The 13,275-nt window shown below is 67.1% G+C and carries 14 protein-coding genes; 7 read left to right on the top strand and 7 right to left on the bottom strand.

Features of this window, described 5'->3' with window-relative positions:
* Nucleotides 1-38: 38 nt before the first annotated feature.
* Together IPJ87_15155 and IPJ87_15150 are read left to right on the top strand one after the other, a co-directional pair.
* A complete protein-coding gene (locus IPJ87_15155; protein ID MBK7943188.1) occupies nucleotides 39-959 on the top strand; it encodes a cation transporter in 921 nt (306 codons plus the stop codon).
* Between the two features lie 5 nt (nucleotides 960-964).
* On the top strand, nucleotides 965-1,108 hold the full coding sequence (locus IPJ87_15150; protein ID MBK7943187.1) for a hypothetical protein: 144 nt from the start codon (nucleotides 965-967) through the stop codon (nucleotides 1,106-1,108).
* Nucleotides 1,109-1,168: 60 nt separating this feature from the next.
* Here IPJ87_15150 and IPJ87_15145 read toward each other — a convergent pair whose 3' ends face one another.
* Nucleotides 1,169-2,560: a T9SS type A sorting domain-containing protein gene (locus tag IPJ87_15145; GenBank protein MBK7943186.1), complete on the bottom strand. Its 1,392-nt coding sequence runs from the start codon at nucleotides 2,558-2,560 to the stop codon at nucleotides 1,169-1,171.
* Between the two features lie 233 nt (nucleotides 2,561-2,793).
* On the opposite strand from IPJ87_15145, the gene IPJ87_15140 reads away from it, so the two are divergent.
* Nucleotides 2,794-4,842, top strand: coding sequence for a CotH kinase family protein (locus IPJ87_15140; protein MBK7943185.1), 2,049 nt, complete (start codon nucleotides 2,794-2,796; stop codon nucleotides 4,840-4,842).
* On the opposite strand, the gene purQ is transcribed toward IPJ87_15140, so the two are convergent.
* Together purQ and IPJ87_15130 are read right to left on the bottom strand one after the other, a co-directional pair.
* Nucleotides 4,819-5,508 carry a phosphoribosylformylglycinamidine synthase subunit PurQ gene (gene purQ, locus IPJ87_15135; protein ID MBK7943184.1) on the bottom strand — a complete coding sequence of 230 codons (690 nt, stop codon included), beginning with the start codon at nucleotides 5,506-5,508 and terminating at the stop codon, nucleotides 4,819-4,821. The genes IPJ87_15140 and purQ overlap by 24 nt on opposite strands.
* A 42-nt stretch (nucleotides 5,509-5,550) precedes the next feature.
* Nucleotides 5,551-6,525 (bottom strand): hypothetical protein, encoded by a 975-nt coding sequence (locus tag IPJ87_15130; GenBank protein MBK7943183.1) that lies wholly within the window; start codon nucleotides 6,523-6,525, stop codon nucleotides 5,551-5,553.
* Nucleotides 6,526-6,573: 48 nt separating this feature from the next.
* On the opposite strand from IPJ87_15130, the gene IPJ87_15125 reads away from it, so the two are divergent.
* Nucleotides 6,574-6,756 carry a hypothetical protein gene (locus tag IPJ87_15125; protein MBK7943182.1) on the top strand — a complete coding sequence of 61 codons (183 nt, stop codon included), beginning with the start codon at nucleotides 6,574-6,576 and terminating at the stop codon, nucleotides 6,754-6,756.
* 10 nt (nucleotides 6,757-6,766) lie between these two features.
* Here IPJ87_15125 and purD read toward each other — a convergent pair whose 3' ends face one another.
* Complete coding sequence (gene purD / locus IPJ87_15120; protein ID MBK7943181.1) at nucleotides 6,767-8,074, bottom strand: phosphoribosylamine--glycine ligase; 1,308 nt, start codon at nucleotides 8,072-8,074, stop codon at nucleotides 6,767-6,769.
* Nucleotides 8,075-8,190: 116 nt separating this feature from the next.
* Nucleotides 8,191-8,820, bottom strand: a complete 630-nt coding sequence (locus tag IPJ87_15115; protein MBK7943180.1) for a redoxin family protein — start codon at nucleotides 8,818-8,820, stop codon at nucleotides 8,191-8,193.
* Nucleotides 8,821-8,943: 123 nt separating this feature from the next.
* Between IPJ87_15115 and IPJ87_15110 the strand changes: the two genes are divergently transcribed.
* On the top strand, nucleotides 8,944-9,708 hold the full coding sequence (locus IPJ87_15110) for a TSUP family transporter (protein ID MBK7943179.1): 765 nt from the start codon (nucleotides 8,944-8,946) through the stop codon (nucleotides 9,706-9,708).
* An 87-nt stretch (nucleotides 9,709-9,795) separates the two neighbouring features.
* Here the strand turns inward: IPJ87_15110 and IPJ87_15105 are convergent, their stop codons facing one another.
* Entirely contained in the window at nucleotides 9,796-10,635 is an 840-nt protein-coding gene (locus IPJ87_15105) for a hypothetical protein (GenBank protein ID MBK7943178.1), read from the bottom strand.
* A gap of 223 nt (nucleotides 10,636-10,858) precedes the next feature.
* Between IPJ87_15105 and IPJ87_15100 the strand changes: the two genes are divergently transcribed.
* Together IPJ87_15100 and IPJ87_15095 are read left to right on the top strand one after the other, a co-directional pair.
* A complete protein-coding gene (locus IPJ87_15100; protein ID MBK7943177.1) occupies nucleotides 10,859-11,059 on the top strand; it encodes a transposase in 201 nt (66 codons plus the stop codon).
* A 150-nt stretch (nucleotides 11,060-11,209) separates the two neighbouring features.
* Nucleotides 11,210-11,668 (top strand): hypothetical protein, encoded by a 459-nt coding sequence (locus tag IPJ87_15095; GenBank protein MBK7943176.1) that lies wholly within the window; start codon nucleotides 11,210-11,212, stop codon nucleotides 11,666-11,668.
* A 7-nt stretch (nucleotides 11,669-11,675) separates the two neighbouring features.
* Here IPJ87_15095 and IPJ87_15090 read toward each other — a convergent pair whose 3' ends face one another.
* Nucleotides 11,676-13,217 (bottom strand): acyl-CoA carboxylase subunit beta, encoded by a 1,542-nt coding sequence (locus tag IPJ87_15090; protein ID MBK7943175.1) that lies wholly within the window; start codon nucleotides 13,215-13,217, stop codon nucleotides 11,676-11,678.
* Nucleotides 13,218-13,275: the final 58 nt, after the last annotated feature.

Here is a 13,275-nt window from a genome sequence, read left to right as displayed (position 1 = left end):
CCAGCGCCCTCCTTCGACCCCGTGCTACCTTTCCCCCCGTGGGACACGTGCACGCCGGCCACGCGCATCATGAGCATGGGCATCCGCACGGGCACGTGCACGCCGATGGCGCGCGGGCGCTGCGCACGGCCTTCTTCATCAACCTGGCCTTCACGCTCGTGGAACTTGCCGGCGGGTGGTGGACGAACAGCATGGCGGTGCTCACCGATGCCCTGCACGACGCGGGCGACTGCCTGGTGCTGGGCGCCGCCTGGTGGTTGCAGCGCGTGGCGCTCAAGGGCCGCGATGCGCACTACAGCTACGGATACGGCCGCTTCAGCATGCTAGGGGGCTGGCTCACCAGCCTGGTGCTGATCGCCGGAGCCCTGGGCATGCTGGTGGTGAGCGTGCCCGAAGTGCTGCGTCCGGAGACGCCCCACACCAAGGGCATGATGGCCATCGCCCTCTTCGGCCTGGCCATGAACGGACTGGCGGCCTGGCGCCTGCACCGCGGGGCCACCCTCAACGAGCGCGGCGCCTACCTGCACCTGTTGGAGGACGTGCTGGGCTGGGCCGCGGTACTGGTGGGCGCTGTGGTGATCCACTTCACCGGCTGGGCCGTGGTGGACCCGCTGCTGAGCGTGGGCATCAGCCTCTACATCCTGGTGAACGCCGTGGGCACCCTGCGCAGGGGCACCGCCATCCTGATGCAGCATGTGCCCGAGGGCATCGACCTGGCCGCGGTGCGCAGCCGACTGCTGGCGATCCCGCATGTGCGCGACCTCCACGATCAGCATACCTGGAGCCTGGACGGCAGCTTCGTGGTGCACACCGTGCACCTGGTGGTGGCCGATGTGGAGCATCAGGAGGCCCTGGCCGTCAAGGTCCGTGCCCGTGAGGTGCTGCGCGAACAGGGCATCCACCACGCCACCATCGAACTGGAGTGGGAGGGCGAGGACTGCGGGACCAAGTGCTCTTGAACTCCATGCGCCGCGACACCTTCCGCCTGATCGCCCGCCTGAACAAGGCTCTGCTGCCCAAGCTCTGGGACAAGGACCTTACGCGCCTGAGCCGGGGGCAGAAGCTGCTGGTGGCCTGGCGCTATTGGGTGACGCGCAACGCCCTTTGAAGCGCGTGGGGCGGTGCATCGCGTGATGCACCGCCCCGCGACGGATCGGTTCAGGTCGACTTACTCCACCACCAGGGTGCGCGACACGCTGCCGCGGTCGGTGGTGAGGCGCAGCAGGTAGGCCCCGGCGTCAAGCCCGGTGAGGTCCAGCTCGTGGCGCAGGTCGGTACGGCCGTTGCCCGTCAACCGCGCGCGACGCGCCAGGCGACCGTCCGTGCCCAGCAGCTCCAGCTGCACGGCGCCCAGGCCAGCGGTGAAAGCCACTTCGATGGTGGCACGATCATGGGCCGGATTGGGCATCACCGTGAAACGCGTCACCCCGGCGGCGTTCTCCTGCACACTGATGTCGCATGGTGCCGGCTGCAATGTCACCGGTACGCTCGTGGTATCGTTCGGGCAGAAGGTGTTGATGGCCACATAGCGGAACGTGAAGCTGCCCGCCCCGTAGATGGAGGGGTTGATGACCACGTTGTAGGGGCCCAGGGGGAAGCCCTGCGGATCGAGCCACAGCCCCGTCTGCAGCGGGTTGCCGGTGAGCCCGATGCTGAGCGTCATGCTGGTGTCCGTGGCACAGGCCGTGATGGGCACGGCGGTGCCGGCGTTGGGCAGGTTGGCCTCCGTCACCGTCACCGTGGCCGACGGATCGCCACAGTTGCCGATGCCTGGCACCGTGTACACGTATGCACCGGGCGTCATCGTAGTGGGATTGTATTGCCCGTTCACCACCGGGCTGGGACCGCTCCAAGTGCCTCCGGTCTGCGGGGTGCCCTGCAGGTGGGCGAACAGGTCGATCGGCGCGCCGTTCAAACATACGGTCACCGCGCCGTTGTCACCCGGATCGCCATTGGGCGCGTACTCGATGTACACGCTGCTCTGCACCGTGCTGCACGGGGCCAGGGCCTCGATGGTATACAGATAGAAACCGCCCGGGTCCGTGCCGGGGTTGAAGTTGCCACTGTGTGGCTGGTTCAGCGGATTGGTCCACACGCCCCCGGGATCGGGCGAGCCGCCGAGCTCGTTGATGAGCAGGAAGTTCGGGTCGGTGTCGCACACCCCGAAGACCGAGGCATCGATGCCCGCGTCCGGGTTCACGCCCGGCTGCACGGTGCGCTGCAGGCTTTCGGTATCCACGATGTTGCCGTTCAGCTCCAGCGATACCTGTATGGTGTATACCCCCGCCGGATAAGGGCCCAGCGGCGGCAGCGGCTGGTTGAACGAGCCCGTGCCCCCGCCTGTACCGGAGGCGTTCATCACGATGGTGATGGTGTTACCCGTCTGGCCCGGGGTGAAGCCCGTCACCTGGGCGTTTCCCGGGATGGTGCCGATCACGGTCACGTTCATGAACGTGCATTCGGTGATCGGATTGGGGGTGATCTGTACGTTGGTGATGGTCCCCTGGCCCATGGCGCTCAGCGAGAGGCCGGTCAGGAGGAAAAGGGTCGAATGGCGCATGGGTGCGGTCCGGGTTGAAGTGGCGCCAAGGTAAGCAGACCGCAGTGGCCCGCGCGTGACGGCCCCGGATGCAAGGGTGAACCACGGATGGATGCAGATACCCCCGCCGGTGGATCTTTCCGGCCCGATCACGAAGGCCTGCGACATACGCCTTGGAGCCCCGTTCTTCACGGTCCATGCCCGATCGAGCAGCTTCACCCACCGCCATCCGCAGCTTCCCCACCTTTGGCACCATGTCCGCCCGCTGCGCCTTCGTCCTACTGGCCTTGCTGGCCGCCAGCGGTGCCTGCGCCCAGGCGGTGCGCATCAACGAGCTGCGGCCCATGACCCATCCGGCGGATACCGGCTGGGTGGAGCTCTATAACGCCGATATGCGGTCGGTGGACCTCGTCGGTCTGCAGCTCGTGAGAGGCAGCTACCGGATCACCCTGCCCGAACAGCCCCCCCTGCCACCCGGCGAACGGCGCGTGGTGCGCATGCTCGCCTCCCGAGGAGCATCGAGCGTGGGCGATCCGCCGGTGCTGCACCTGCCTGCCTCAGGTGGCGATCTGTTGCTCTTCGGTGCCGGGGGCGGACGGCTCCTTGATGCCTTCAGCTGGCGCCACGTCCCGCCGAACGTCTCCATCGGCCGCCTGCCGGACGGGGCCGGCACGTGGAGCTACCTGCCCGCGCCCAGCCCCGGCGCGCCGAACCACGCCGACCACCGCATCCAGGGACGCGCGCCGGCCCCGGCGGTGGAGCACACCGCCGAAGGACTCCGGTTCAGCGCCTGCGCAGGATGCCTGGTGGCGTACACCACGGACGGCAGCCCGCCCTCCCCAGCGCATGGCACACAGGCCGATGGGCCGGTGATCATGGAGGACGATCGGACCCTCCGCGCCGTGGCCTGGCGACCCGACCTGCTGCCCAGTGCCGAGACGTGGGTGCGTAGTGAAGGCGGTCGACCGGGAGCGACCCTCTGCATCGACCCCGCCGAACTGAACGACCCCGAGCGCGGCCTGTTGAGCACGGGCGAACGCGCCAACCACACCCGAACGGGAGAAGCGTGGGTGCGGCACGCCCATGTGTCGTTGCCCGGCCTGGCGGACACCGCCGCGGTGGCCGTTCGCCTGCGGCTCTCCGGCTCCGGCTCGCGCAGCCTGCCCAAGCGCTCCTTCAACCTGAGCACCGCGGATGGCATGCCCCGGCTGCCCCTGCCGGGTGGCCGCACCTGGCGCAACGTGGTGCTGCGTGCCGACGCCACGCCCCATGCGATGCTGCGCAACCTCTTCGCCGAGGTGGCCGTGCACCGCGCCGGCGACCGGCTCGAGGTGCAGCCCGGCATCCCGATGCCCCTCACGCTGAACGGCTCGCCGCAGGGCGCCTACCGCCTGTTGCCGGCCAAGAACGAGGACTTCCTGCTCACGCGAACCGAGGCCGAGCATCTGGACATCGTGGAAGGGCCCGAAGGACGGGTGGTGAAGGGCGACCGCACCGCGTATGACCGGGCCTTGGAGCAGCTCGCCCGGCATGCCCCGTTGGACAGCCTGCAGGAGCTGATGGATGTGGAGAGCCTGATCGAACTGGCCTGTTTCGACCTGTGGACCGGGCGTGCCGACCACGACCTGAACATGCGGTGCTGGCGCCCCGCACAGCCCGGTGGCCGCTGGCGCTGGGTGCTCTACGACATGGACCTCTGGGCCCCGCCGGAGGATCCCAGCGTGGACCGCATCGCGGAGGCCCCGCTGCCCGCCGCACCGTACCTCGCCGCACTCCTAGGGCATCCGCAGTTGCGCCCCCTGCTGCTGGCCAGACTGGCCTCCTTGACCGCCACCGTGCTGGAACCCCGCGCCGCAGCGGCCCTGGCCGACAGCCTCTTCGCGGCCCATGCCCCCCTGATGCGGGCCGATCACGCCCTGTGGCGTCAACGGATGGACGTGCCTTCGCCCGAGGAGACCCTCGCCGCCCTGCGCACCCACGCCCAACAGCGTTCGCGCCATCTGTTGCGCGATATGGCCCGACATACGGGCAGCACCCTGCGGCAGGTCTCGCTGCAAGCGCCCGATCCGCGGGAAGGCCGGCTGTTGGTGGATGGCATCGCCCTGGCCCCGGGCACGCACGGGATCACGGCCTTCGTGGGGGCGCCCTTACGCATTCAGGCCCTGCCCGCTCCAGGCTTCCGGTTGACGGGCTGGAAAGGCCGCACGGGCACGAGCACGGAATGGTGGGCGGACCCTTCGGACGATGGACCGGTGCGGCCGCTCTTCGCTCCGTCCGCCTCAGGCGGGAACGGCGTGCAATAGACCGGTGAAGAGCGCCACCCCGTCGGTATTGCCCAGGATGGCCGCGGCCGCGCGCTCCGGGTGCGGCATCATGCCGAACACGTTGCGGCCCGTGTTGCATACACCCGCGATGTGGTCCAGGCTGCCGTTGGGGTTGGCCTCATCGATGATGCGGCCTTCGGCGTCGCAGTAGCGGAACAGCACCTGGTCCTCCTCCTTCAGCCGCTTGAGGCCGGCCGCGTCGATGTGGTAGCGGCCCTCGCCATGGGCGATGGGGATGCTGAGGGCTTTGCGCGTGATGGCCGTGGTGAGGGGCGTGCGCTTGGTGGCGGGGGTGATGTGCACGTTGCGGCAGATGAAGCGCTGACCGCTGTTATGCAGGAGCGCGCCGGGCAGCAGGCCCGCCTCGCACAGCACTTGGAACCCGTTGCATACGCCCAGCACCAGGCCGCCCTTCTTCGCATGCGCGGCCACCTCCTGCATGATGGGCGAGAAGCGCGCGATGGCCCCGCTGCGCAGGTAGTCGCCGTAGCTGAAGCCGCCGGGCAGCACCACCAGGTCGCAGCCGCGCAGGTCGTGCTCCTTGTGCCAGAGCCGCTGCACGGGTCCGCCGCCCTGGGCCTCCAGCACCTGGATCATGTCCTCGTCGCAGTTGGACCCGGGGAAGATGACGACGCCGCACTTCATGGTGGTTGGAGCTGCGCCTGTGCGCAGGGGCTTCAAAGGTATTCAGCCCCACCATGGGCCGGCCACGGCGGCCAGCAGCAGAGCGGCCACGGCCAGCTCGGCAAGCCACAGGCGCCGCGTGGCCTGCAAGGGGTAGCTCAGGATCACCGCCAGCGGACAGGCCACCAGCGTCGCAGGCAGCGTGTGGCCCAGCACGGCGGCGAAGCCCAGCAACAGCAGGCAGGCGAACGCAAAAGCCAGGAAGGAGGCGCGGGCGTTCTTCTCGCGCATGATGCTGCGCTGGTACACCCCGGCCATGACGGGCATGGCCACCAGGAAGAGCACGGTCACCAAGGTCGGCGCCACACGGTCGCGGAGCACATACATGGTCGTTGGCACAGGCGTGCTGAGGGCAAGGGTTCCCATCGGGGCCCAGGTGGCGACCCCGGTGAGCGTCACCACGCCCCAGGCCACCATCAGCACCACCACCGCGCCGAGCAGGGGCACCACATAATCGCGCCAGCCGTAGGGCCGCATCACGGCCGCCGAGGCCCACAGCACGACCACCATGAACACATACGGGAAATGCAGCAGTGCGGCCACACCGATCAGGCAGCCGGCGTCGAACAAGGGGCCCAATGCGCGGGTGCGGCCCTGCGTGCCCCAGGCGATGCGCAGCGCCTGCAGCACGGCCGGCATGCCCAGCAGCGCAGGATCGGGCGCCATGCGCAACGGGCCCACGGCCGGCAGCAGCGGAAAGAGCAGCGCTGGCAGGTGGTGGTGCCGCTCGAAGAGCTCCCGGTCATTCGCCAGGCGGTCCAATTGAACACCCAGCGCCAGCGTCACCAGCACCCCGGCCAGAGGCGCGGTCCAAGGCCACAGCGCGAAGGCCAGGGCGAAGGGCTGGTAGCCCGGCATGTGTGGGCCCGGCGACACCGGTGCGCCGTGCACGAAGAGGCCAGACCACACGACCGGGGCAAGCACCAGCAGCCCCAACAGAAGCGCCGGCTGGTAGGTGCGGTAGACGCGGACGAGCATGTGGATGGGCCGGGATCCTATCTTTGGCGGGCCTTAAGCACGCGCACCATGCAACAGATCTGGTTCGGCATCGGTCACTTCATGCAGAAGACCTTCGACTGGTTCCTGACGCCGTTCGGCTGGCTGCCGCCGGTGCTCTTCTCCTGCGTGCTGGGCTTCGGCGTCATCTACTGGATGCGTATGCAGGGCCGGTACAACCGGAAGGCGAAGGAACAGGGCGGCATGCTCTGATCGCTCGCCATCAGGCCTGCACCACGCCGCTCTTCGTCGGTTGCCGCACCAGGTCGTGCCCGATGTCCGTGCGCAGTTGCCGCCCTTGGAAGGTGACGCCCGCCGCCTGCGTATAGGTGTTCAGGATCGCGTGCTCCAGGTCCTTGCCCATGGCGGTGACCACCAGCACGCGCCCCCCGGCGGAGACCAGGCCCTGCAGGCCTTCGGCCGTGCCGGCGTGGAACACCAGCGCATCGCGAACCTCCTGCAGCCCATGGATGGCGCGCCCCTTGGCCACCTCCCCGGGATAGCCCTCGCTGGCCAGCACCACGCTCACACAGGTGCGGTCGTCCACGTCCACGTGGCGTTCGCTGAGGGTGCCGGTGGCGATGCCCTCGAAGAGGTCCATCAGGTCGCTGCGCAGGCGCGGCAGGATGGCCTCGGCCTCCGGGTCGCCCAGGCGCACGTTGTACTCGATCACGTAGGGCTCGCCGCCCACGTTCATCAGCCCCATGAACAGGAACCCTTGGTAGGCGATGCCTTCCTGCTGCAGGCCGCGGATGGTGGGCGCGGCGATGCGGTCGTGCACCTTCTGCATGAAGTCCTTGTCGGCGAAGGGCACGGGGCTCACGGCGCCCATGCCGCCCGTGTTGGGGCCGGTGTCGCCATCGCCGATGCGCTTGTAGTCCTTGGCCGCGGGCAGCATCTTGAACGAGCGCCCGTCGGTGATCAGGAAGGCGCTGACCTCGATGCCCGCCAGGTGGTCCTCGATCACCACGCGCTCGCCGGCGGTGCCGAAGCGGCCCTTCTCCAGCATGTCGCGCAGCACCTTCTCGGCCTCCTTGCGGTCGCTGGTGATCACCACGCCCTTGCCGGCGGCCAGGCCGTCGGCCTTCAACACGTACGGCAGCTTCACCCGCTCGAGGTGCGCGATGGCCTCCTTCAGTTCGCCCTGGCGGAAGGTGCGGTGCGCCGCCGTGGGGATGTTGTGGCGGAACATGAACTCCTTGGCGAAGTCCTTGCTGCCCTCCAGGCGCGCGGCCGCGGCCCGCGGGCCGATCACCGTGATGTCCGCCAGCTTCGGGTCATCGGCGATGCGATCGTGCAGGCCGTCCACCAGCGGGCCCTCGGGGCCCACCACCACGATGCGGATCCGGTTGTCCAACAGGAAACGCCGCAGCGCCTTGCCGTCGTGCAGGTCCAGGTCCACCAGTCGTCCGTGGCGCGCCATGCCCGGGTTGCCCGGGGCGATGTACAGGGCGTCGAGCAGGGTGCTCTGGGCCAGTTTCCAGGCCAGGGCGTGCTCCCGGCCCCCGCTTCCGATCAGCAGCACGTTCATGTCCGCTTTCCCTTTCGCACAAAGGAACGACGCTTCGCCGCTGCGGACGGGCGCCTCTTATCAACAGCGCGGCCGCCCCGGTGGAGCGGCCGCACAGGCGTTGTTCACAGATCGGTTCAGTGCGTGTGCTCCACGCGCTTGATGCTGCACCCGATGTTGCGCGTCACCGCGGGATCGATGGGCTTACCATCGGCCAGGTTGGTGATGGCGTTGCGCACGAAGGGCTGCTTCACGTCGGCGGCCTTCTCCACCCGGTCGTCCACCGCGCCCTTATACACCAACTTCAGGTCCTTGTCGAACAGGAACACGTGCGGGGTGGTGCGCGCCGCGAAGGCATCGGCCACCTGGTGGTCCTTGTCCAGCAGGTAGTAGTGGTTGTAGCCCTTCTCGGTGTAGCGCTTCTTCATGTCGTCGAAGCTATCGCCCATGGCGCGCTTGGCCTCGTTGCTGTTCACCAGCGCCATGCCCACGCCGTGCTTGCGGGCGAAGACGCCCAGCTCGGGGTAGCGGCCCTCCCAGCCCTCGCTGTCGCCATCGCCCACCACGAAGGGGCAGGTGTTGCAGCTGAAGATCACCAGCAGGCCGTTCTTGCCCGCCAGCTCCTTGAGGCTCTTCTCCTGGCCGCTCACGTCCATCATGCGATGGTCGGGCAGCGGCAGGGCATCGCCCAGGTTGAGGTCCTTGAGTTCGCCGTGGGGGGCCATGCCCAGCAGGGCCAGGGCGGAAAGCGCGATCGCGGTCTTCATCGTCAGAGGGTGTTGTCGGATAGGACGCACGAAGGTAGCGCGGCGTCCGCTGGAAGGAACGGCGGAGGTGGCCGGTTGTTCACGCCCATGGGCGCCATGACGGCGTCTGCGTAAGTTCGTGCGGTGTCCGGCACGCTCCTGTTGCCCCTGGTGGCCTTGGTGGCCTCGCTGCTCACCTTCGTGAGCGGCTTCGGGCTGGGCACCCTGCTGCTGCCGGCCTTCGCGCTCTTCCTGCCCCTGCCGCAGGCCGTGGCCCTCACCGCTGTGGTGCACCTGCTGAACAACGCCTTCAAGTTCGCGCTGCTGCGCACGCACGTGCACCGGCCCACGCTGCTGGCCTTCGGACTGCCGGCGATCGCCGGCGCCTTCGCCGGGGCCTGGCTGCTGGGGCGCCTGGGCAGCCTGGAGCCCCTTTACCACGGTGCCCGCCATGCGGTGGGACCGTTGCAGGTGACGATCGCCCTGCTGATGGCCTTCTTCGCCCTGCTGGAGCTGTCGCCGGCGCTCAAGGGCCTGCGTTTCGGGGCGCGCTGGCGCACCGTGGGCGGGCTGGTCAGCGGCCTATTCGGTGGGCTCAGCGGCCACCAGGGCGCCCTGCGCAGCATGTTCCTGGTGCACGGCGGCCTCAGCAAGGAGGGCTACGTGGCCACCGGCACGGCCATCGCGCTGCTGGTGGACCTGGCGCGCATCCCGGTCTACCTCACCGTGCTGGACCGCGCGGCGCTGGGCACCCACGCCGGGCTGCTGACGGTGTGCGTGCTGGCCGCCTTCGCCGGGGCGTGGTGGGGACGCAAGCTGCTGCCTTCCCTCACCTACCGCGGCGTGCAGCTCGCGGTGGCGGTGCTGCTGCTGGCCATCGCCGCGGGCCTGCTGGCGGGGGTGATCTGAGGGTGCCGCATGCCCCATAGTCCGAAGGAGCAAGGATCGCTTGGTCGGGAGCACCTCGTTCGGATCGGCCCAGTGGCACACTATCCGTCAGAACATGTAGCAGACCCCGGCAAGAAGGGATAATCCAGTATAGTACTGCGGCAATTTGTCGATGACCTCCCCATCCATGATGAAGTCCAGGTCCACATCATCCAGGTCAACTTCGCTGGTGCTATCTCTGGGGCCGCTCAAGCTGAAGGGGTTCTTCTTCTTGGCCGCCGAATTCCGTCCGTCCCCGTCATGACCATAGAATTCCACTCTCGTATCATGCCGGATGGTGATGAACAGGTTTGCGCTGGCGTGCACCGCCCAATGTCGGCCGAACGACTTATCTATCCCAATGGACGGAACGATCCCTACGTACCGGTCACGGTAATTCATCCGGAGATAATCATCATAGATGTACTGGTCCCCGATCAGGAAATAGACCGAGTTGTTCTCTACGTCACCGAGCCGCAAGCGACCACTACCATAGGTCAACCGTGCACTGGTGCGTACGTCCCAACTCTTCCAGCGGAGCGGCGTGATGCCGATGCCCACGAATGGCGCATGGGTATTGAACTTGCCGAAAAAACCCTCGATCCCCAATTGAAAGAAGAATCGGTTGAATTTACCCTCTGCATAGAATTGGTAGGCCAGCACGGTCTTGACCGTAGGTACTTTGATCACCTGCCGCAGACTGTCCCGACTTGGCGATTGGTCGATGTAACGTACTTCCACGTCACCGCCGCCGCCTGGCAAGAACCGAGGACCTAGGCTGAGGCCCAGTCGGAAGCCCTTATGTCGGCCAAAAAAACCCTTGATCCCCTTCCCGTTGGTTCCCGTCGTATCCTGCGCAGGGCATACATAGGTCAACACGATCAACAGCGTGAGCAACAAGGTTCTCATCTTCAAGTCGGTTCGTAGTTCAAACCTAAACAAACTACTCGACATGCGCCGGTAGCATATGAACAGGCCATAGGTGCAGGTGAACGTAGAAACACCTATTGAGCCGGCATTGATGTGTTGTACTCGGCGCTCTCCCCAAGTCACTGATCGATCGGTGGATCCGAGTGGGAATCAGGGGTTGATCGTCCGCTACATGAGTGCCGGCTCAATAACCTTGATCAGGATGAAGAAGAGCAGATTCACCGAAACGCAGATCGTTGCACTGCTGCACGAGCACGAGGCGGGCAAGAAAGTGGCGGACCTGTGCCGGGAGCATGGAGTGAGCCAGCCCACGTTCTACCAGTGGGAAGGTCAAGTACAGCGGTCTGGACGCCAACCAGCTCAAGGAGTTCAAGGAGCTGAAGGCGAAGTACGCCCGCCTTGAGAGGATGTACACCGGGGCGCAGATGGACCGCCAGGTGCTCAAAGAGATCATCGACGGAAAGTTGTAGGCCCGGACGACGAACGAGCGATCGTACGCCGGCTGGTCGAACAGCGCCAGTACAGCGAACGACGGGCCTGCAAGCTGTTGAACTTGAGCGCTAGCGTGTACCGCTATGAGCCCAAGGAGAAGAACGATGCGGAGGTGATCGAGCACATGATGTTCGTGGCCGAAAGCGAGCCACAATGGGGCTTCTCACTGATCCGAGGCCGCATGGAGAATGAGGGCTGCCAAGCGAACAAGAAGCGCCTGCATCGCACCTACAAGGAGTGCGAACTGCCCCAGCGCAAGCGCACCAAACGCCGTGTCCCCGAGCGGGTGAAAGACCCGATCGTACTGCCCATCGGTCCGAACATCACCTGGAGCATGGACTTCATGCACGATGCCTTGGTGACGGGGCGCAAGTACAGGACCTTCAACGTGCTGGCCGCCTTCGCCGGGGCGTGGTGGGGACGCAAGCTGCTGCCTTCCCTCACTTACCGCGGCGTGCAGCTCGCGGTGGCGGTGCTGCTGCTGGCCATCGCCGCGGGCCTGCTGGCGGGGGTGATCTAGATCAAGCCTACAGCGGGATGTTCCCGTGCTTTTTTCGAGGCAGCTTGTCCACCTTGTTGCGCAGCATGCGCAGGGCGTGCATCACCTTGATGCGGGTCTCGCTGGGGCGGATCACCTCGTCCACATAGCCGCGCGCGGCCGCCTCGTAGGGGTTGGCGAACTGTTCCTTGTACTCGGCCTCCTTCTCCTGCCACCTGGACTGCGGATCGGGCGCCTTGGCGATCTCGTTCTTGAAGATGATCTCGGCGGCGCCCTTGGCGCCCATCACGGCGATCTCCGCACTGGGCCAGGCGTAGTTCATGTCGCAGCCGATGTGCTTGCTGTTCATCACGTCGTACGCGCCGCCGTAGGCTTTGCGGGTGATGACGGTGATGCGCGGCACGGTGGCTTCGCTGAAGGCGTACAGCAGCTTGGCCCCGTGGTCGATGATGCCGCGCCACTCCTGGTCGGTGCCGGGCAGGAAGCCGGGCACGTCCACGAACACCAGCAGCGGGATGTTGAAGGCGTCGCAGAAACGCACGAACCGCGCGGCCTTGATGCTGGCGTCGATGTCGAGCACCCCGGCGAGCACAGCGGGCTGGTTGGCCACGCAGCCCACGGTCCGCCCTTCCACACGCGCGAAGCCGATCACCATGTTGCGGGCGTGGTCGGCGTGCACCTCCATGCTGCTGTCGGGGTCGATCACCGCGTTCATCACCTGCCGGATGTCGTAGGGCTGATTGGGGTTGGCCGGGATGATGGTGTCGAGCTCGGGCCGCCGCTCATCGCTCGCGACGTAGGCCAACGCGGGCGGCTCCTCTTCGCAGTTGGACGGGATGAAGGACACCAGGCGGCGCAGGGCCTGCAGCGCCTCCAGCTCGTTGGGCGCGGTGAAGTGGGCCACCCCGCTCTTGCTGGCGTGCGTGGCGGCGCCCCCGAGCTCCTCGGCCGTCACCGTCTCGTGCGTCACGGTCTTCACCACGTTGGGGCCGGTGACGAACATATAACTGGTGTTCTCCACCATCAGCACGAAGTCGGTGAGCGCCGGGCTGTACACCGCGCCACCGGCGCAGGGGCCCATGATGGCACTGATCTGCGGCACCACTCCGCTGCTGCGTACGTTGCGGAAGAAGATGTCCGCGTAGCCGCCCAGGCTCACCACGCCCTCCTGGATGCGGGCGCCGCCGCTGTCATTGAGGCCGATCACCGGGGCGCCGTTCTGCATGGCCAGGTCCATGATGCGGCAGATCTTCTCGGCGTGCGCCTCGGCCAGCGAGCCGCCCAGCACGGTGAAGTCCTGGCTGAACACGTACACCAGCCGTCCGTCGATGGTGCCGTAGCCGGTGACCACCCCATCGCCCAGGAACACCTGCCGGTCCAGCCCGAAGTTGGTGCTGCGGTGGGTCACCAACTGGCCGATCTCCTGGAAGCTGCCCTCGTCCAGCAGCATGTCCACCCGTTCGCGCGCGGTGAGCTTGCCCTTCTTGTGCTGGGCGGCGATGCGCTCGGCACCACCGCCCTGCAGGGCCTGTTCGGTGCGTTCGGCGAGGGTCTTGAAGGCGTCGTTCATCGGGGCGGGGGCTGCGAGGGGCGGCCAAGTTAACGGGCGGTGCGGTCGTTGTGGGCCA

The sequence above is a fragment of the Flavobacteriales bacterium genome (assembly GCA_016713875.1).
Taxonomy (GTDB): domain Bacteria; phylum Bacteroidota; class Bacteroidia; order Flavobacteriales_F; family PHOS-HE28; genus PHOS-HE28.
Note: the sequence above shows the minus strand (reverse complement) of the source record. Positions and strands in the feature narration are given on the sequence as shown.